The organism is Kocuria sp. CNJ-770 (assembly GCF_001942375.1).
GTDB classification, from domain to species: Bacteria; Actinomycetota; Actinomycetes; order Actinomycetales; family Micrococcaceae; genus Kocuria; species Kocuria oceani.
Genome location: NZ_MKJW01000092.1, coordinates 24,505 through 42,407 on the forward strand (window position 1 = coordinate 24,505; position 17,903 = coordinate 42,407).

A 17,903-nucleotide genomic window follows, 5' to 3' on the forward strand; every position below is an offset into this window, starting at 1 on the left:
CGAGTTCAGCGCCCCGTGGGGCTGCTGAGCGATGACCGTGTCAGGATCGACCCATGGCCTCGACCGCTCACGGCGCGCAGCGCCCCGCCGAACCGGGGCCAGAACGTGAGCTGCCCTCAGCGCACGGCAGTGCCGCAGCAGCGGTGCCCGTGCCGGTGCGGGTGGCCGCGGCCTGGTCCTGGCGGGTGCTGGTCGTGGCCGCGGCCGTGGGAGTGGCCGGCTATCTGCTCTCCACGGTCACGGTGGTCGTCGTCCCGGTGCTGCTGGCGGGCCTGCTGGCGGGTCTGCTCTTTCCCCTGACGAAGTGGGCGCGCAGCCACCGGGTGCCGGCCGGGGCGGCCGCCGGTGCCACCGTGCTGGGACTGGTGGGCTTCGTCGTGGGACTGCTCGTGCTGGCGGGCCAGCAGATCGTGGTCGGCTTCGCCGAGCTCTCCGGCAGCGTGGTGGCCGGCACCGGGGAGCTGCTGGACCGGCTGCAGGACACCCCCCTGAACTTCGGCACGGGAAACCTGGAGGCCTGGGTCACCGACCTCGGGGCCACGGTCCAGGACAACAGCGAGGCCCTGCTCGACGGGGCACTGTCCTTCGGGGCCACGGCCGGGCACGTGCTCACCGGCATCCTCGTCCTGCTCTTCACCCTGCTGTTCCTGTTGGCCGACGGGGAGCGGATCTGGCTGTTCGTCGTCGGGCTCTTCCCGCTGCCGGCCCGCCGGGCGGTCAACGGCGCGGGACGCAACGGCTGGGAGGCCCTGGTCCAGTACGCCCGCGCCCAGGGACTGGTGGCCGCCATCGACGCGGTGGGCATCGGCACCGGGGCCGCCGTGCTCGGGGTGCCCCTGGCCCTGCCGATCGGGATCCTGGTGTTCCTGGGCTCCTTCATCCCCATCGTGGGGGCGGTGGCCACCGGGGCGGTGGCGGTGCTGGTGGCGCTGGTGGCCAACGGGACGACGAACGCGCTGCTGATGCTGGGCGTGGTGGTCCTCGTCCAGCAGCTGGAGGGCAACGTGCTGCAGCCGCTGATCCTGGGCAAGGCGGTGTCCCTGCACCCGCTGGCCGTGTTCCTGGCCGTGGCCACCGGGTCGATCCTCTACGGCATCGCCGGGGCGCTGTTCGCGGTGCCGATCCTCGCCTTCGCCAACACGGTGGCGCGCTACCTCCTCGACGGCACCTGGCGCACCGACGAGCGGATCGCCTCCCAGCCGTTCTACTACCCCTGGGAGATCCGCCGCCACGCCCGCCGCCACCAGGCCACGCACGAACAGCTCCTGGCGCAGCTGGAGCGCTTCCACCGGACCCGGACCCTGGAACGGCGCCGCGCCCGCAGCGAGGATCGGAACGCCGAGCACTGACGCACGCTCCCGCCCGTTCACCGGAGGAGGGAGGACGCTTCTTCGCAGAATCTTCATCGCCTCCGGCCCACCGGAAGGGACCAGAGGTCTACCGTCGGTAGTACGTCACGGCCGGCGGCGCCACGTTGCCGCGACCGATCCAGCACCGGCAGAACGGAGGAGACCCGTGCCCAGCACCAGCAACGACCGGAACCACGAGCACCAGCAGGAGCACAACCAGCACGGCCAGGACCAGCACGAGGGCGATCAGCAGAACGGACGCTCGCCCCACGGGGGCCTGAAGATGTACTGGCGCTTTGCGGCCATGATCCTCACGGCCATGGTGGTGATGTACGCGACCATGTTCATCGGCTCCTGGGAGTGGAGTCACGTGCGCTGGAGCGAGAACCGGCTGTTCATGACCCTGACCATGGGTGGGACCATGGTCCTGGTCATGCTCGCCTGGATGCTGAACATGTACCAGAACACCAAGGCCAACGTGGCCGTGGTCGTGGTCGGACTCCTGATGTTGGGCGGTGGGGCGTTCCTGGACCGCAGCCAGACCACGGTGCAGGACACCGCGTACATGAGCTCGATGATCCCGCACCACTCCTTGGCGATCACCCGCTCCGAGCGCGCCGAGCTGGCCGATGTGCGGGTGTGCCAACTGGCGGTGGAGATCAGCGAGGCCCAGCGGCGGGAGATCGACGAAATGGACTGGCTGATCGCCGACATCGAGGCCAACGGCGTCGCCGAGACGCTCCAGGAGGCCCAGGCCCGGCCGATCCCCGACTTCCCGGCCTCCGCCCAGCGCCAGTGCCCGGGGGAATGACCGGGGCCTGTTTCACCGCAGTGTCCACCCTCCGAGCCGGGCCGGTGGGCACAGGGCCAACCCCTCCGACGTCGGTCTCAACCGGCGCGACCTCGGTGGGCGGATCGGGCTGTGACGTGGCCTGATGATGTTCGGCTTCTTTCCCTGAGCGGTTGCGCCCGGCACGGAACCCGGGAAAGGTATTAAGCACGCTGATCATTCGATCGGCTCGGCGTGGAGCACGACCGGTGGGACGGTGCGCGTCGTGCCCGTCGCGCCGTGGACACGATTCTCAGGAGGACACCATGACGGATCAGAACTTCTCCGGAGCCACCACCCCCAGGGGGCGGCGCAACGACGTCGTGGCCGCCGAACGAGAAGAGTACGGCGGCATGAAGTTCGGCTCGGCGTTCTTCGGCTGGCTCACCGCCACCGGCACGGCGGTGCTGCTCACCGCGCTGCTCTCGGCCATCGGGGCCGGAGTGGGAGTGGCCACCAACACGGATCCGGGTCAGGTCGCCCAGCAGGCCGCCCAGGACGCGACCACGGTGGGGATCGTCAGCGGCATCGTGCTGGCACTGATCCTGCTCATCGCCTACTTCTGCGGCGGGTACGTGGCCGGGCGCATGGCGCGTTTCGACGGGGCCAAGCAGGGGATCGCCGTGTGGCTGTGGGCCCTCCTGATCGCCATCGTGCTGGCGGTGCTCGGCGCGCTGGCCGGATCCCAGTTCAACGTCCTGGCTCAGCTCAACGGCTTCCCCCGGATCCCGATCGGCGAGGGAGCCCTGACGACCGGGGGGATCATCGCCCTGGTCATCGCCGCGCTGGTCCCGCTGATCGGGGCGGTGCTGGGTGGGATGGCCGGGATGCGCTTCCACCGCAAGGTCGATCAGGTGGGAACCGCCCATCGAGCCGGCCTCGGCGGCTGAGGCCGACCGGCCGTCAGAACCGTGGCTGCGCCCGGCACCGATGTCACCTCGGTGCCGGGCGCAGCACCGTCTGCTTCAGGGTGCGTCGCGGTCCTCGAGTTCGGTCACCGCTTCGCGGTGACGGTCGAGCGTGACGGGGTGGGTCCCGGCCGGATCGGTGAGGTCCTCGTGGTCAGGCGGACGACGGACCCGGCTGCGCGGCACGTGGATCTCGGCCGCCGGGAGCTCCCGGAGTGCGGTGAGCAGACCGTCGAGCAGGGGGGAGAATCCGCACCGCTCCGACTCGTACCCGGCGCGGCTACAATTTGGGCAACTGACCAAGGCACGTGCCCAACCGAAGGTGGAGGCCGTGGGTTCGTCGACCTCGTCCGCGCGCGGTGTCGAGGTCCGCCGGCGGCTGCTGGCGGCCGCCGCGGAGCTGATCCCCCAGCTGGGCTGGCGCGGGGTGAGCACCCGGGTCGTGGCACGGAGGGCCGGCGTGGCCCCTGGGCTGGTGCACTACCACTTCGGATCGGTGCCGTCGCTTCTCCGGCAGGCCGTCGTCCAGGTGATGGGAGACGTGCTGGCTGCGGTCCCGCCCATGCTCTCCGAGGCGGAATCCGGGGACGAGGCGCTGGGGCGACTGCTCGCGTCCTTCGACGACTTCGACGGGACGGACCCGACGTCCTTGCTGTTCGTCGAGGCCTACCTCGCGGCGACCCGGGACCCCCAGCTGCGGGTGGAGCTCAGCCGGATGCTCGACGAAGTGCGCGCCGCCGTGGCCGCCTGGCTCGACACCAGGGGCACGCCGGCGCCCGCCGCGACGGCCGCCGTGCTGGTCGCAACGCTGGACGGTGTGATGCTGCACCGGGCCCTGCAGCCGACGGTGACTCCCGAGGAGGTCGCGCCGGTGCTGCGCCGGCTGCTGGGTGACCCTCCGAGCGGGACGCTGGGAAAGGGGAGCGAGGGATGATGAGAGCTTTGATCTGCGGAGCCGGCATCGCCGGTCTCGCGCTGGCGCAGCGGCTGAGCGCCCACGGATGGGCGGTCACCGTGGTGGAGCGAGCGCCACGCCCCCGGGAGCAGGGGTACATGATCGACTTCTTCGGCCTGGGCTACGACGCGGCCGAGGCGATGGGTCTGCTGCCGCGGCTGCGCGAGCTCGCCTACCCGATCGAGGAGGTGTCCTACGTCGATGCCTCGGGGCGGCGCCGCGCCGGCATCGACTACGTGCGCGCCGCCCGGCTGGTCGACGGGCGGCTGTTGACCCTGATGCGGCCCGATCTGGAACGGGCCCTGCGCGAGCAGGTCGCACCGGAGGCCGACCTGCGGTTCGGGTGCACGGTCGGGTCCCTGGACCTCCTGCCGGCCGGCGTCCGCGTGGCCCTGACCGACAGCACCGTCATGGAGGTCGATCTGCTGGTCGGCGCGGACGGCATCCACTCCTCGATCCGTCAGATGGTCTTCGGGGACGAAGCGCAGTTCTTCCGCTACCTGGGCTTCCACACGGCGGCCTACGTCTTCGACGACCCCGTGATCCGGCGACGTATCGGCAGCAGCTACGCTCTGACCGACACGGTCGACCGTGCGATGGGGTTCTACGGGCTGCGCGACGGACGGGTCGCCGCGTTCGCCGTTCACCGCGACCCGGTCGCGGTGATCCCCGCGGACACCCGCGCCGCGATGCGACGCGCCTACTCCTCACCCGGCTGGGTCGCACCCCGGGCGCTGGCGGCCTGTCCGCCGCCGTGCGACCTGTTCTACGACCTGGTCGCCCAGGTCGAGGTGCCGCAATGGCATCACGGCCGCGTCGTCCTGCTCGGTGATGCCTGTCAGGCCGTCTCCCTGCTCGCGGGTCAGGGTGCCTCGCTGGCGGTCGCCGGAGCCTATGTCCTCGGCGAGCAGCTGACGGCCGGGGGCCCGGTCGAGGACGCCCTGTCCCGCTACGAGCAGGCCTGGAAGCCGGTCGTCCAGGCGAAGCAGGAGGCCGGCCGCCGCAGCGCGCAGTGGTTCCTGCCCTCCTCGCGGCTGCGGCTCCGGCTGCGCCGTACTGCGCTGAAGCTGGCCGCTGTGCCCGGTGCGGACAGGATCATCGGCGCCGGCCTGGTGGGCAGGACACCCAGGTCCCTGACAGACCTCAGGATGAGGGGGCGGCGCCGGAACCCGTCCGAGGGAAACCGAGCGACGCCACAGGACGATCCGGAATCCACCCCCCGGGTCCACTCGGTGCCGGAAGCGGAGCCTGCGGTGGGCACGGTCGTCGCACCCGGGGCGGCAGAGATCCGCGAATGCTGTTCCGGTGCCCGGGCTGTCCTGCGCCGACCCGGCGGAGCCATCGGGAACGGTGGGGCAGGAGCCGTCGGCCGCGTCCGTCGTCGGGCAGGAAGGGAGCAGTCCATGACCAGGACCAGACAGGACCCGCCGCAGAATCCGAGTGGGTGGTGGAGAATGGGGCATCTTCTGGACCGCGTGCTGGATGTCGTCAGCGTCGTGCCTCTGCTGGGGTGGCTGATCAGAATCATCGGCAGATGAGGCAGAGCGGGGGCAGGGGAGTGTGCCGCCGGGGGATCTGCCACGGAGCGTCTCCGGGAGCGCCGCGCCGACGAGACGGGGGCCGGCCTCGGCCTTCTTGACCACATGGACGACGGAACCCAGACTGATCACCCCGGAGCGCGCCGAACAACGGCGCCGGAAGTCGAAGGTGGCCGCATGTCCTTGCAGGCCTATCTGGACAGCATCGAAGCGAAGACGGGGCTGACGCCGCGGCAGCTGGTCGACCTGGCGCACGAGCGCGGGTTCGACGCATCGACCAGGGCGACCCCGATCATCGAGTGGCTCAGAGAGGACTACGGCATCTGCCGTGGCCACGCCATGGCGCTGGTCCACGTCATCACCAAGGGTCCCGGCATCAGCGCCAAGCACGTCGGGAGCACGGGGACCCACCGCGACCGGACGGACACCCTGTGGCTCGACGGCGCGGCGACCCGTCCGCAGTAGGCCCTTGTTCCCTCCCTCGGCAGGTCCGGGCCTCGTCTCGTGCTCGACCCTGCAGGAACTGCCGGAGGCTGTTGGGCGCTCGTCGGCGCTGTCGCCGTTCCCGGGCTCCGGGCTCCGGCCCGGGGCCGGTGGACTCCGGACGGGCAGCCTGGCCGTGCTGCAGACGATCGCCGACCAGTACAGGACCGCCGTCCTCGTTCCGGTCTCGCGGGGCTCGACGGGGACGGTGTCCGCGACGGCTTCGGTCCTGACGTCGATGTCATCGACCGCGCACTGCACCGCGCGTTCGACGCCGTGGCGGTGGATCCAGAGCGGATCGGTATCGCCGGGTTCTCCGACGGCGCTTCCTACGCGCTGGGCCCGGGGCTGGCCAACGGGGACCTGTTCGGCCACGTCATCGCTTTCTCCCCGGGCTTCATACCGTCCGCTGCCCACCGGGGACAGCCCCGGATCCTGATCTCCCACGGGGTGACGGACCCGGTCCTGCCCATCGACCGCACCAGCAGACGGTTCGTGCCGGCCCTGCAGCAGACCGGCTACGACGTCACCTACCTCGAGATCGACGACGCCCACACCGTTCCGCTGGACATCGCACGCAAGGCGGCAGAATGGCTGGGCTGGAACGATCCGCCCGCCGGGTAGAGGAAGGGCCAGGGCGTCCACCTGGCGCGGGCCTCCTGACCGGGGCGGACGGCCTGGACGACTCCGCCGCGCCTCGCGCACAGCAGGGTCCCGGTCTCGGGCCCGGGCAGAGCGGTAGCCGGTTCCCTCATGACCGAGGTGGCCGCCACTCGCGGCGACGTGCGCGCCGGGACGTGCCCACCCGGCCACGCTGCCGGCCAGGAACTCCGTCACGCCGGCCGCGTCCCGGACCCGCTGCTGGTGCTCACCGTCTCCTCGGCCCGAGTTCACGTCCGGACCGTCACCGGAGGACCACAACGGACTCAGCAGGCTTACCATGTCAGGCAGGAGTCGTCCGTGGAGCACATCACGGCGGGAGCGGCCCTGGCGGTGTCCGCACCTCTCCCGGCGCCGGCGGCCTCGATCCGGCGCTCCCGTGCCTGCACTACCTGAAAGGTCGTCATGACGCGATCCATCGCCGACCAGACCGTCGCCGAACTCGGCGGGCGACTGAGCGTGCTGACCCGCCAGCAGAAGGACCACATCGAGCTCGACCGGCTGCTGCGGCAGCTGGACGGGGCGGAGGCCGCCGCCCAGGGGCAGGTGCTGCTGCGGATCTACCGCCTGGTGTTCCCGCACGCCTTCGCCGAGGAGTCCGTGCTGTGGCCGGTGATGCGCCGCGTCCTGCCTGACGGGCACGAGCTGACCCTCCAGGTGGAGCAGGAGCACCAGGAGGTCAACGAGCTCGTCACCGCCCTCGAGACCCTTCACGCCGATGACCCGCAGCGGGAGGCGGTGCTGGCCCGGCTGGTCGAGGTGCTGCGCGAGGACGTGCGCGACGAGGAGGACGAGCTGCTGCCCCGGCTGCAGCAGCTCCTGGGCCCGGCCCGGCTGCGTGGGCTGGGCCTGGCCTGGGAGGTGCTGCGCCGCACCGCTCCCACCCGCGCCCACCCCGTCGTGGCCCGGCGTCCGCCCGGCAACGTGATCGCGGCCCTCCCGCTGTCGGTCCTCGACCGGTTGCGGGACGTCGCCGACGCAGCCGTGCTCCGTGGGCCGGGACGCGGCGCACCGGTGCTGCGCTCGGTCAGCACCGGCCTGGGCGCTCTGGCCCACCGGGTCGAGGGCCTGCCCGTGATGCGCCGGGGTGAGGACCCCTCCACCGGCCGCCCGGGGTTCTAGTCACCTGCCGCACCCAGGGGCAGCTCCGGCCGATAGAGCAGCCGGCCCCGCACGCCACGTCATCCGGATCGTCGCCCTGGCCGACAGACCGCACCGGCCGGGGCTCGGCGCCCGGTGCCGGTTGCCGCATCGGAGCCCCCGCTCCACGTGTGTCGACCCGGGTGGTGTGCGGACGCCGGTGTGCGGACCGTGCCCGGACGAGAGCGTGACAGGACTACTGCAGCAGCGGATTGAGCCAAAGGGAAACGATGCCGACGGCGATCACGCACCCCGCGGCCACGACGAACCCTGCCACCATGGTGACCAGGGCCCACGGACGTCCGGGGCGCCGGGTCCGGGATGTAGGGGCACTCATGACAATCCCTCCGATCGACGTGACCGGAGGTCTGTCCCGACCCGCATCGGGGTCCGCCCGCCGGACCCTGTGGGGGTCGGGATGACGACGGGGCGTCGGTGGGATACTCCCCTCCCTGTGCCGAAAAGTGAAGCAGAATTCACCTGTCCGGTCAAGATCGCGCCCGTCCCGCCCTTCCGCACCGCCTCGGAGGAGGAGGTGGCCGCGCTGAAGCCGCTGTGCCGCCGCTGTCCGAGAGCCGAGGGGGACCACGAAGCGGGCACCTCCAGCACCCGATCGCAGACGCCGGTCGGGTTGGTGCCATTCACCGTGCTGAAAAGGCAGAATCGCGGCATGAGCTCCGACACCGGCGCCTCCGACGCCGATACCCCGCCCCCTCCCTCCGCCGTGCCCCCCGGTCCGCTCGCACCGGAGCAGAGGGGATCAGAACGCCCGGCCTGGACGCTGCTGACCAACCACGGCCACGTCCTGCTGGCCGTGGCCGAGTCCCAGGATGCCCGGGTCGCCGATATCGCCGCCCGGGTGGGCATCACCCCGCGGGCGACCCTGGCCATCCTCAAGGACCTCGAGGACGCGGCCTACCTCACCCGGCGCAGGGTCGGCCGGCGCAGCCACTACACCGTGGACGCCCACCAGCACTTCCGCCATCCGGCCACCGCCGCCCACGAAGTGGGCGAACTGCTGGCGATCTTCGCGGATCCGTCCCGACCCTGAGGCACACCTCCTCCGGGAGGATGCGGAACAGGGGCGGGTCTGTCGAACGCTGGTGCGTTCCAGAATCCATGGCGCGGACCCTGTGTGCTGCCGACGAGCGGTCGGCGTCAGGGCCTCGCCACGCACATCCGGCCAGGCCGTGCCCCTGGTGGGACGGTCACCGTGGCTTCGGCGGCAGGGCTGCCACCCAAGCGATCCCGGCAACGACCTGCACTACCCCGGCGGCCCGCATCAGGCCGGGATGCTGGACGAACTTCGCCACCACCCGGCGCACCGGGTCCGGACCGATCATCCACCGGGCGGCATGACGGGCCGGGAAGAGCGCGGCAATGACACCGTCACCGATGGTGACCAGGGCAATGCTCTCTGCGATACGGACCTGCACGGAAACCTCCGGAGGACATCGATGTCGGAGTGCCAGTGTGCCCGGATGTCGCCCGGAACGTCCACAGCAGTCGGCGCTTCGCGTGACACGGCACCTGGACGTGCTGGTGTGACGCGGCGTCGAGGACCGGTGTCCCACCCCGTTCTCGGGGCAGCTCCAGCGGAGCCTCGGTCCGGCGGGTCGTGGGAGGACCGTAGGATGCGGTCATGTCGATGGTGAGAACGTGCCGTGCCCTGTCCGCCGGGACGCTCGGTGTGGCCGTGGTCCTGGGCGCGGCGGGGTGCGGAGCTTCCGCCGGCGTGGAGGAGGGGCCCGGCCCGTTGCGCATCAGCGCGATCCCGGACGTGGATCCTTCCGACCTGGCCGAGCGGGAGGAGGCGATGGCAGCGTACTTGGCTGATGAGCTCGACGTCGCGGTGGAGTACGTCCCGGTCAGCGACTACGCGGCGTCGGTCAGTCTGTTCGGCACCGGAGACCTGGATGTGGTGTTCTACGGGGGCCTGACCGGGGTGCAGGCCCGGCTGCGCACCGAGGGGGCGGCTGTGCTCGCGCAGCGCGACATCGACGAACGGTTCCGCAGCGTCGTCATCGCCCACCGGGACGCGGGACTGGAGCCGGTGGAGGACGTCGCCGGCCTGGCGGAGCTGGCCGGCTCCCGCTTCACCTTCGGCAGCGAGTCCTCCACCTCGGGCCGGCTGATGCCGGCGTACTTCCTCGGTCAGGCCGGCGTCGACCCCGAGGCCGACTTCGCCGGGGCGCCCGGTTACTCGGGCTCGCACGATCTGACGATCGACCTGGTGGAGTCCGGCAGCTATCAGGCCGGGGCAGTGAACCTGCAGGTCTGGGAGGCGCGCACCGAGGCCGGAACGGTGGACACGGGCGTGGTGCAGGAGATCTTCACGACCCCGGCGTACGCCGACTACCACTGGGTCGGGGCGCCCGGCCTGGAGGAGCGCTTCGGCGGCGGCTTCACCGACAGGCTGCGGCAGGCGCTGCTGGACGTGGACGGGTCGGATGCCGAGGAGGCGGCGCTGCTGGAGCAGTACGGGGCGGGGGCGATCGTCCCCGCCGAGCCGGGGGACTACGACCGGATCGAGCAGATCGCTCGCACCCTCGGTCTGGTCGGATGAGCCGTGACCGGGTGACCGCCCCCGGGGAGACCGGCCCGGGTCAGGCGGGGATCGTGCTGCGGCTGCGGGGTGTGAGCGTGGCCTACGGGAACCGTCCGGCCCTGGACGGGGTGGACCTGACCGTGCGCCGGGGTGAGCGGGTGGCCCTGGTAGGGCCCAGCGGGGCGGGCAAGTCCACCCTGCTCGGACTGGGCAACGGCACCGTGGTCCCCACACGGGGACGTCTGGACGTTCTCGGCGTCGAGCCGAGGGCGCTCTCACCCGGTGCCCTGCGGAAGCTGCGGGCCAGGATCGGCTCGGTGCATCAGCAGCTCCACCTGGTCGGGCCGCTGCCGGTGGTGCACAACGTCAACGCCGGGCGGCTGGGCTCCTGGGGCCGGCTGCGGGCCGTGCGCTCCCTGGTCCGACCGGTGCAGGTGGACGAGGCGCGCACCGCGCTCGAGCGGGTGGGCATCGGCCCGGATCTGCACGTGCGCACCGACCGGCTCTCCGGAGGCGAGCAGCAACGGGTGGCCCTGGCCCGGCTCCTGGTGCAGGACCCGGAGCTGGTGCTGGCCGACGAACCGGTCGCCAGCCTGGACCCGGCGCGGGCCGAGGACGTGATGCGCCTGCTCTGCGGGCTGCTGGAGCAGCCCACCGGCCACCGGCGCACCCTGGTGGTGAGCCTGCACGACTTCGACCTGGCCGTGCGCCACTGCGATCGGGTGATCGCCCTGCGCGGTGGCCGGGTGGTCCTCGACGTTCCTGTCGAGGAGGTGGACGAGGGCACGCGGGCAAGGATCTACGACCTGGCCCCGGACCCGTGAGGCCCGGCGGCGTGAGCGCCCCGACCCGGCTGACGGTGGCCCGTGACGCCGGGGGCCGAGCCGGCCGGTGGCGGCCGGCCGGTGGCGGACGGGGATGGGCCGTCGTGTGGATGCTGGCGGTGGTGTGGTCGCTGGGCGGCTGGCTGGCCGCCGACGGCCCGGTCGTCAACACCTCGGGCTGGTCGCGGTTCGCGGAGTTCTTCGCCGCCGCGCTGTCTCCCCAGCTGTCGACGGACTTCCTGCTCAGGACCGGGTCCGCGGCGCTGAGCACACTGTCGTACGCGGTGCTGGGCACCCTGCTCGCGGTCGTCGTGGGCCTCGTCGTCGGGGTGCTGGTCTCCGAGACCTGGTGGGCCGCCGGTACGGGGGCGAGGTCCCGCCGGGGGGTGAGCCGCGTCGGGTGGCTGCTCACCCGGCTCGCCCTGGCGGTGCCGCGGGGCCGTCTGGGCGCTGCTGCTGCTGAGCGTGCTGGGACGGGATCCACTGGTGGGGGTGCTGGCGATCGCCATCCCGTTCGGGGCCATCACGGCCAAGGTCTACGCGGAGATCATCGACGAGTCGGCCGGTGATGCGTATGCGGCGTTGCGCGCGGCCGGTGCCCGGCGGGGACCGGCGCTGCTGTACGCGGTGCTGCCGACCGCGCTGCCGGACCTGGTGTCCTACGCGTTCTACCGGTTCGAGTGCGCGGTGCGGTCCGCGGTCGTCCTCGGCATGGTCGGTGCCGGGGGCCTGGGCTTCGAGTTGGTCCTGAGCTTCTCCGGTTCCCGGCATGCCGAAGTGTGGACGCTGATCTACACCGTCGTCGTGATCGGGGCAGTGGTGGAGCGGTGGGGCTCCGGTCTCCGGCGCGCCGGTGGGGTTGCCCGCTCCAGGCTCTCCGCGGTGGCGGTCCTCGTGCTGGTGCTCGCCGCCCTCGTGCATCTGGGTCCCAGCCTGTCCCGGGTGCTCTCCTTCCGGACAGCGGAGCTGCTCGCGGGTCTGGTGGCCGAGATGTTCCCGCCGAGCCTGCCCGAGGGCGGATGGTCCCGTCTGCTGGAGGGAGCGCTGGTCACGCTGCAGATGTCCCTGGTGGCCGGCACGGTGGCCGCAGTGGCCGCGGTGGCCGTGGCCTTCGTGGCCGCCCGCGGCGGGACCACCCCGGCGCACCGATCCGCCGGGATGCTCGCGCGCTGGCTGCTGCTGCTGACCCGGTCGCTGCCGCCCCCGATCTGGGCGCTGCTGTTCCTCTTCCTGCTCCTGCCCGGCGCCCTGCCGGGGGCGCTGGCGCTGGGCGTGTACAACTTCGGCGTCCTCGGCCGGCTCTGCGCCGAGGTCGTGGAGAACCTCGACCGCCGATCCCACGACCACCTCGTGGCCACCGGGGCACCAGCGGTGAGCGCCTTCGCATACGCCGTCGTCCCCCAGGCCGGTGGACGCTTCCTCACCTACGGTCTGTACCGCTGGGAGGTCGCCGTGCGCGAGACCGTCGTCGTCGGCATCATCGGAGCCGGAGGGCTCGGACGACTGCTGGAGGACCAGCGTGTCGCCTTCGACCTCGACGCCATGGCCGGCACCGTCCTGGCCCTCATCGTGCTCTGCGCCCTCGTCGACCTGATCAGCGCCACCGTCCGCGGCAGCCTGCGCCGATGACGAGGTGACCACGGTGCCGCGGCGGCAGACAGGCGCCCCGCGAGTTCACCGACGGCATCGCGCAACACCATCGGCACCGTCGCGCCGTGGGCATGGGCACCGCGCGGCGGGGTCCGCTCCCTCCCGCCGCCGCACGGATCTCAGCGCGGGAACCGTGCCGCAGCCATCGGCTCCCCGTGCCGGCGACGGACCAGGACAGCCGCCGCCCCGACCACGGCCAGCCCCGCCCCGGCCACGATGCCCAGGACACCGGCGCCGGCCGCACTCGTGGAGACGACCACACCCAGCAGAGCCCATGCGCCGGCGGCGACGAATCCCGGATGGGCGCGGAAGAGCACCGCACCGACGACGAGGCTGATCATCGCGCCCAGGAGGAGCAGCCCGAGGTACGCCGGGTTCGTCCGGGCGGTTCCGGGCAGCACGGTGGCCGTGTTCACCCAGACCGCGGCGGCAGCCCACCCGGTGTAGAGGCCGACACTGGTGCCCAGCAGCCACCTCGTCAGCGGCTCGGTGGGGGTGGTCACGACGATGCGCAGGGCGACCCCGAGGCAGGCGAGCATGAGCAGGAAGACCGGCACCGACCAGACCGGGGAGGACACCGCTGCGAGGAGCCAGGCGGTGAAGCCCAGCTGGGCCAGCGACACCGGCCATTGGACCCGCGCATAGGGAGCCGTGGCGGCTCGCTCTCGCGGCAGGCCCCAGAGCGCGGAGGCCACGCACCCGATGACGATGATGCCCCAGATGCCGAAGAACGGCCCCGGCGGAACGATGACCGGGTCCGAGGCTGACTCGCCGGTGAAGCCGGACAGGGCCGGGCTTGCGGCCTGGGTCATCGCGGTGGCCAGCAGCACCCACCGCCCCCACGTGCCGACCGTCCGGGCGAACGGCCCCGTCATCACCGGCGCTGTGTCCGACCGAGGAACTCGTCCCGGTTGCGTGCGGCCGTCGCCGTGGCGGCATCGCCGTTGAATCCCCTCGGCAGGGCGCTGACGGCATTGGCGGCGAGACCGACCGCGGCGGCGTGCCACCAGCGATAGCGGCGGGCGGGGGCCGCAACCGACGGGGCGGAACGGACGGTGGAGGTGGTCATGGTGCGGTGTCCTTCGGTGACTGGGGACGGGATCGTCCTGTGCGGAGGTGGCGCGGGCGAAGTCGTGGAAGTGCGCGGTGACGGCGCGCAGGTAGCGTCCGATCACGGCCTGCTCCTCGGGGCTGAACTGCTCGACGAGAGCGTCGAGGCGCTCGAACAGGGGCTGCAGGGCGCCCAGCGTGCGGGCGACGGCCGCGTCGGTGGGCTCGAGCACCTTCCGGCGCCGGTCACTGGGATGGGGGCGTCGGTGCAGGTGGCCGGCCTCTTCGAGCCGGTCCACCAGTTCCGTGGCGGAGCCGGTGGAGATGCCCAGGCGTCCGCTCAGCTCGGCCGAACCCAGCGGCACGGACCCGCTCATCACGTGGTTGAGGGCCGAGTAGTCCAGGGGCCGCAGCTCGAGTCGGCGGGCCAGTTCCTGGTCGACCTCCTGGGCGGCACGCACCAGCGCGCGCACTGCCCAGGAGAGTTCCGGGGCGGTGAGCCGCTGCCGCTCGGAGTCCTCCACCGGGTCCTGTTCCGGCTGACGCGTCATAGCACGAGACTACGGCGGGAACACTCGGAAACGGAGAGTCTCCGATGCGGAGTTATCCGAAGGCAACGTGGCCCGTCGCTCCGGCCGTGGAGTGCTCACGGTGTTGGTTACGGTGACCGCCGTCCAGCCCGGGCTGGGCGGCCTCTGGCCCGGCTGCTGCTCGGTGAGCACCGCACCGCCGGCACTCTCGCGGGCGGTCCGGCCGTCATCCTCTGCGCCGGCCCGGCCGTTGGGGTGCGGCGGAGCTCCGCCCCTCGCACACTTCCTCTGCGGATCGAGCTGCCCGGTTCCATCACGGAACAGGGGGGCGGCTCAGCGGCGTCCTGCGCTGCCGGTCCCGGGCCCGTAGTGCCGTTCGACCGTGGCCACGCGCACGGTGTAGTCCGCGTACCAGTCGCGGGCTCCGCGGCGCTGGGCCTCCAGGTGCTCGGTGACCTGTTTCCAGGCCCGGGCGTGCTGAGCGGTCTTCCAGTAGGACACCGTGATGCCGAATCCATCCGCGTTGCGGGCGCTCTCCATCGACAGGAACCCGGGTTGCCGGCGGGCCAGCTCCTCCATCTGCTGAGCGATCTGCTCGTACCCGTCCCCGGGAGTGGAGGCCGTTCGCCGGCTGGAGAAGATCACCGCGGTGTACGGGGGCCGCTCAGGGGTCATGCATCCAGTATCGGGGATGCCGGCCCGTACCGGTGAGGCGTGCAGCCGGCACACGCCCCGGGCCCGGACCGCGTCCAGGCGCCGGCGCTCTCGGTCCAGGCGGGTCTCCAGCCGTCCGGTCCGCTCCTGGGCCGGAGGCGGTTCAGCGGCCCTGGGTCAGGTCCAGGTACTGCTCGCCGGCGTGCTGTTCGGTCCGCAGCAGTTTCGACAGCGGCCCTTCGTGCGCGGCGAGGGCCCGCTGCAGCAGACCGGCCACGGTGTGCGGGCCCACGGTGATCGGCTCCCCGAAGGGTCCCTCGGGTTCCGCACGGGGGACGACGACGCCGCCCGGATCGAAGGCGACCGTCTCGCCGTGGGCATTCAGCAGTTCGCCGATGAAGTACTCGCCGGTGCGCTGGTCGGCGTAGACGGTCAGCCGCACGGCTTGGGGGTGGAGGCGGCGCAGGTGATCGGCAAGGAGCCCGAGCAGTTTTCTGGCGTAGGCGCGTTTGGCCCGGAGGAGTTTCGCTTCCGCGGTGGACAGGACGGCGTGAGCGTTCATCGGATGACCCCCAGGGTGTGGCCGTGCGCTCGACCGGAGCACGCCGGTCCGGTGGAGCTCACCGCGGCTGCGTGCGTGCCGATCGGCAGGAACGACGGGAAGGAGCGGGGCGACGGGGCCCTCGTGGACGTGGGCACCTGCCGTCCCCTCGCTGGGCCGGAGCCCGCAGATCCCGGTGGGAAGGGCTGCGCAGGTATCAGTTTCGGCGGTCTGCGCGGTCCTCCGGGGTCCGGTCGATGTCCAGGAGCTCGTTCGTGCAGGGCAGGAAGGGAGGACAGCGGGCATCCAGCATCGTGGTGGCAGTGAGCATCAACCGGTCGCGCTCCACGGCCGGCAGGTGGAGGAGCTCGTGCAGGTACGCCTCCAGCTCCAGTTCCCCGACGACCCCGCCGTGGTCGAGATAGCGCAGCCACAGCCGGTGGAGTGTGAGGTCGGTGGTCGCGAGCGAACGCCGCAGCGCTCGGGCCTGGACCAGGTTGAAGGTGACGTCATCGGCCATGGGAGCCTCCGGATCCGGGAACAGTGAGGACCAGGTGCCGGGTCGAGCGGGTGTCGCTGTCACCCCGCCGGCATCACCGGCGGGGACAGGGGATCGTCGGCGCTCCAGCAGGAGGACACCGGCCACCACCGCGCCGGGCACCGCGACCAGCAGCATGACGGCCGGCGTGTCGGTGGCCACCGCCAGGACCGCCACGGCGGCCGGGGTGGTGAACACGAACAGACGGACCCCGGTCCGCAGGGCTGGACTCACCTCAGGACCTCGAACCACGACGGGGCAGGACGGACGCTGTCGAGGTAATGCTCTCCGCCCCCCCGCTCTGGACGCGCCGGGCCCGGCCGTGGCCGCCCACCCACGGTCCTCGGGCACCGTCCGGGGGCGGCCACGGCCGGTTCCGGCGGGTCCTCCCGGGAATCGTCGGCAGGGCACCGGGCACCCCCGTGGGGATAACCCGGTCGGCGGGGTGCAGCAGGGCCTCGGTCACCGGCTGCGGCGCCGGTCCGGTGTCATGGACGGCGACGGACAGTGTCCGCAGGCGCTGCGCTCCGATGTCCTGCTCGGTCATGGCATCCCCCTGCCCCGGCCACCCAACGGCTTCCCGTTCCTGCCCGCATCACCGGCTTCACCGCAGCTCCGCCGAGGCGACACGAGCCTGAGACGCCGGCACTGCACGGCGACCCACCCCCGTCCGGGCCCCGGTGACAGCGGCCCTCGGTGACAGCGACCCCCGGACGACGAAGAACGCAGGCGTCCCGGCCCCGGTGAGGCGGTCACCGGCTTCGTGCCGGCACGGATCCAGTCTGCGGCCCGCCGGTGACCTGCAGGTGACCACGGGATGACCGGCAGGGGTGACCACCGTGTGGCGCCGGGGTGCCCGTCGTCGACACGCCGCGCGAGCGCACGCGACCGGCGTCGTCGCCTTCACGCGAACGGCGGGGCAGCGGTACGGCGGGCCGGTGCTGCGGGTGGGGCGCGGGGGTCGGCGGCCTGGACCGCCGCGGTCGGCGTCCGCGCCTTCCCGTGCTCCTGGTGCGCCGGGAGGCCTGTGCGGAGGGCATCCCCGGCGGAAGGGGAACGGGAACGGACGGTCCGATGAACAGATGGATGCCCCTGGGCGCAGAGCCGTGGGTGCCGGCGCAGCCCCTACGCTGGGGGTGGACAACGACGTCGCCCCCCTTTCCGGCGCCGCGGTCCATCCGGCATCGCGGTGCGCTCGACCGCCAGGAGGCACCGAACCATGACCGCTCCTTTCCGCATTCCCGCTGTCCTCGGCGACACGCCTGGTCTCGGCGGCTCCGACGGGCGCCGGGATCCGATCCGCCTGTCCCGCTACAGGATGCGCGCCGACCGCCCCGGGCTGCGACTGCGCGCCGGGGAGACGGTGCTGTGCGCCCTGTACGCGCCGACGGAGTCGCACCTGCTCGTGCTGGTGCGCTGCGAGACGGACGGGCACAATCCCGGTGTCCTGCTGTCCGTGGCCGAGGTGGAGTACCTGGGACCGACCGAGGAGATCCTGGGGCCCTGCGCCTGGGGACGGCCGGGCGTGCGCCCCTGAGCGGCCACCATCCGGGTGCTGCCGCGGAGCCGGCCGGCCCCGACGTTCGACGGTCTCGGCGGCCGGCCGGTGTCGAGGACCGGCGCGGGCGTGTCGTCGGCCGGGCCGGGGCTCAGTCGCCCACGGCGTCGCGGCCGCGCCGGACGATCAGCGGGTCGGGCGGATAGAC

19 protein-coding genes are annotated in these 17,903 nt (G+C 72.4%); 14 read left to right on the plus strand and 5 right to left on the minus strand.

Annotation, left to right across the window (positions count from 1 at the left end; genetic code table 11):
• The first annotated feature begins 53 nt into the window (after positions 1–53).
• The 9 genes from BJF77_RS09290 (at position 54) to BJF77_RS09330 (ending at position 8,913) form a co-directional block, all read left to right on the plus strand.
• Positions 54–1,349 carry an AI-2E family transporter gene (locus BJF77_RS09290; protein WP_075871973.1) on the plus strand — a complete coding sequence of 432 codons (1,296 nt, stop codon included), beginning with the start codon at positions 54–56 and terminating at the stop codon, positions 1,347–1,349.
• Positions 1,350–1,515: 166 nt separating this feature from the next.
• Positions 1,516–2,160, plus strand: coding sequence for a DUF305 domain-containing protein (locus tag BJF77_RS09295; protein ID WP_238986032.1), 645 nt, complete (start codon positions 1,516–1,518; stop codon positions 2,158–2,160).
• 284 nt (positions 2,161–2,444) lie between these two features.
• Positions 2,445–3,068: a hypothetical protein gene (locus BJF77_RS09300; protein ID WP_075871974.1), complete on the plus strand. Its 624-nt coding sequence runs from the start codon at positions 2,445–2,447 to the stop codon at positions 3,066–3,068.
• A 349-nt stretch (positions 3,069–3,417) separates the two neighbouring features.
• Positions 3,418–4,020 carry a TetR/AcrR family transcriptional regulator gene (locus BJF77_RS09305; RefSeq protein WP_075871975.1) on the plus strand — a complete coding sequence of 201 codons (603 nt, stop codon included), beginning with the start codon at positions 3,418–3,420 and terminating at the stop codon, positions 4,018–4,020.
• Positions 4,017–5,579, plus strand: coding sequence for an FAD-dependent monooxygenase (locus BJF77_RS09310; RefSeq protein ID WP_075871976.1), 1,563 nt, complete (start codon positions 4,017–4,019; stop codon positions 5,577–5,579). The genes BJF77_RS09305 and BJF77_RS09310 overlap by 4 nt, the downstream gene beginning before the upstream one ends.
• Before the next feature lie 177 nt (positions 5,580–5,756).
• On the plus strand, positions 5,757–6,044 hold the full coding sequence (locus tag BJF77_RS09315; RefSeq protein ID WP_075871977.1) for a DUF4287 domain-containing protein: 288 nt from the start codon (positions 5,757–5,759) through the stop codon (positions 6,042–6,044).
• 39 nt (positions 6,045–6,083) lie between these two features.
• Positions 6,084–6,686, plus strand: a complete 603-nt coding sequence (locus tag BJF77_RS21620; protein ID WP_075871978.1) for an alpha/beta hydrolase — start codon at positions 6,084–6,086, stop codon at positions 6,684–6,686.
• Positions 6,687–7,127: 441 nt separating this feature from the next.
• Positions 7,128–7,844 carry a hemerythrin domain-containing protein gene (locus BJF77_RS09325; protein ID WP_075871979.1) on the plus strand — a complete coding sequence of 239 codons (717 nt, stop codon included), beginning with the start codon at positions 7,128–7,130 and terminating at the stop codon, positions 7,842–7,844.
• A gap of 688 nt (positions 7,845–8,532) precedes the next feature.
• Complete coding sequence (locus BJF77_RS09330) at positions 8,533–8,913, plus strand: helix-turn-helix transcriptional regulator (protein WP_369821383.1); 381 nt, start codon at positions 8,533–8,535, stop codon at positions 8,911–8,913.
• Positions 8,914–9,070: 157 nt separating this feature from the next.
• Here the strand turns inward: BJF77_RS09330 and BJF77_RS09335 are convergent, their stop codons facing one another.
• Complete coding sequence (locus tag BJF77_RS09335) at positions 9,071–9,298, minus strand: hypothetical protein (RefSeq protein ID WP_075871980.1); 228 nt, start codon at positions 9,296–9,298, stop codon at positions 9,071–9,073.
• 206 nt (positions 9,299–9,504) lie between these two features.
• Here BJF77_RS09335 and BJF77_RS09340 point away from each other — a divergent pair, with 206 nt between their 5' ends.
• The 4 genes from BJF77_RS09340 to BJF77_RS09350 are packed head-to-tail and all read left to right on the plus strand — an operon-like array spanning position 9,505 to position 12,863.
• Positions 9,505–10,428, plus strand: a complete 924-nt coding sequence (locus BJF77_RS09340) for a putative selenate ABC transporter substrate-binding protein (RefSeq protein WP_222844987.1) — start codon at positions 9,505–9,507, stop codon at positions 10,426–10,428.
• Positions 10,425–11,234: a phosphonate ABC transporter ATP-binding protein gene (locus tag BJF77_RS09345; protein WP_083665061.1), complete on the plus strand. Its 810-nt coding sequence runs from the start codon at positions 10,425–10,427 to the stop codon at positions 11,232–11,234. Before BJF77_RS09340 ends, BJF77_RS09345 begins: the two co-directional genes overlap by 4 nt.
• A gap of 11 nt (positions 11,235–11,245) precedes the next feature.
• Positions 11,246–11,803 carry a hypothetical protein gene (locus BJF77_RS20025; RefSeq protein ID WP_139318505.1) on the plus strand — a complete coding sequence of 186 codons (558 nt, stop codon included), beginning with the start codon at positions 11,246–11,248 and terminating at the stop codon, positions 11,801–11,803.
• Complete coding sequence (locus tag BJF77_RS09350) at positions 11,727–12,863, plus strand: ABC transporter permease (RefSeq protein WP_139318506.1); 1,137 nt, start codon at positions 11,727–11,729, stop codon at positions 12,861–12,863. The genes BJF77_RS20025 and BJF77_RS09350 overlap by 77 nt, the downstream gene beginning before the upstream one ends.
• Before the next feature lie 140 nt (positions 12,864–13,003).
• On the opposite strand, the gene BJF77_RS09355 is transcribed toward BJF77_RS09350, so the two are convergent.
• The 4 genes from BJF77_RS09355 to BJF77_RS19465 form a co-directional block, all read right to left on the minus strand.
• Complete coding sequence (locus BJF77_RS09355; RefSeq protein ID WP_083665063.1) at positions 13,004–14,485, minus strand: MarR family winged helix-turn-helix transcriptional regulator; 1,482 nt, start codon at positions 14,483–14,485, stop codon at positions 13,004–13,006.
• A gap of 312 nt (positions 14,486–14,797) precedes the next feature.
• Complete coding sequence (locus BJF77_RS09360; RefSeq protein WP_075871982.1) at positions 14,798–15,139, minus strand: antibiotic biosynthesis monooxygenase; 342 nt, start codon at positions 15,137–15,139, stop codon at positions 14,798–14,800.
• Positions 15,140–15,281: 142 nt separating this feature from the next.
• Positions 15,282–15,680, minus strand: a complete 399-nt coding sequence (locus BJF77_RS09365; protein ID WP_139318507.1) for a hypothetical protein — start codon at positions 15,678–15,680, stop codon at positions 15,282–15,284.
• A gap of 196 nt (positions 15,681–15,876) precedes the next feature.
• Entirely contained in the window at positions 15,877–16,431 is a 555-nt protein-coding gene (locus BJF77_RS19465; protein ID WP_083665064.1) for a hypothetical protein, read from the minus strand.
• A gap of 985 nt (positions 16,432–17,416) precedes the next feature.
• Here BJF77_RS19465 and BJF77_RS09375 point away from each other — a divergent pair.
• Entirely contained in the window at positions 17,417–17,734 is a 318-nt protein-coding gene (locus BJF77_RS09375; RefSeq protein WP_075871984.1) for a hypothetical protein, read from the plus strand.
• Positions 17,735–17,903: the final 169 nt, after the last annotated feature.

Bases quoted from the DNA above. Each gene is read 5' to 3' on its own strand.
- BJF77_RS09290 (WP_075871973.1), top strand. From the start codon at position 54: ATGGCCTCGACCGCTCACGGCGCGCAGCGCCCCGCCGAACCGGGGCCA.
- BJF77_RS09300 (WP_075871974.1), top strand. From the start codon at position 2,445: ATGACGGATCAGAACTTCTCCGGAGCCACCACCCCCAGGGGGCGGCGC.
- BJF77_RS09310 (WP_075871976.1), top strand. From the start codon at position 4,017: ATGATGAGAGCTTTGATCTGCGGAGCCGGCATCGCCGGTCTCGCGCTG.
- BJF77_RS09315 (WP_075871977.1), top strand. From the start codon at position 5,757: ATGTCCTTGCAGGCCTATCTGGACAGCATCGAAGCGAAGACGGGGCTG.
- BJF77_RS09325 (WP_075871979.1), top strand. From the start codon at position 7,128: ATGACGCGATCCATCGCCGACCAGACCGTCGCCGAACTCGGCGGGCGA.
- BJF77_RS09330 (WP_369821383.1), top strand. From the start codon at position 8,533: ATGAGCTCCGACACCGGCGCCTCCGACGCCGATACCCCGCCCCCTCCC.
- BJF77_RS09340 (WP_222844987.1), top strand. From the start codon at position 9,505: ATGTCGATGGTGAGAACGTGCCGTGCCCTGTCCGCCGGGACGCTCGGT.
- BJF77_RS09345 (WP_083665061.1), top strand. From the start codon at position 10,425: ATGAGCCGTGACCGGGTGACCGCCCCCGGGGAGACCGGCCCGGGTCAG.
- BJF77_RS09355 (WP_083665063.1), bottom strand. From the start codon at position 14,485: ATGACGCGTCAGCCGGAACAGGACCCGGTGGAGGACTCCGAGCGGCAG.
- BJF77_RS09360 (WP_075871982.1), bottom strand. From the start codon at position 15,139: ATGACCCCTGAGCGGCCCCCGTACACCGCGGTGATCTTCTCCAGCCGG.
- BJF77_RS09365 (WP_139318507.1), bottom strand. From the start codon at position 15,680: ATGAACGCTCACGCCGTCCTGTCCACCGCGGAAGCGAAACTCCTCCGG.
- BJF77_RS09375 (WP_075871984.1), top strand. From the start codon at position 17,417: ATGACCGCTCCTTTCCGCATTCCCGCTGTCCTCGGCGACACGCCTGGT.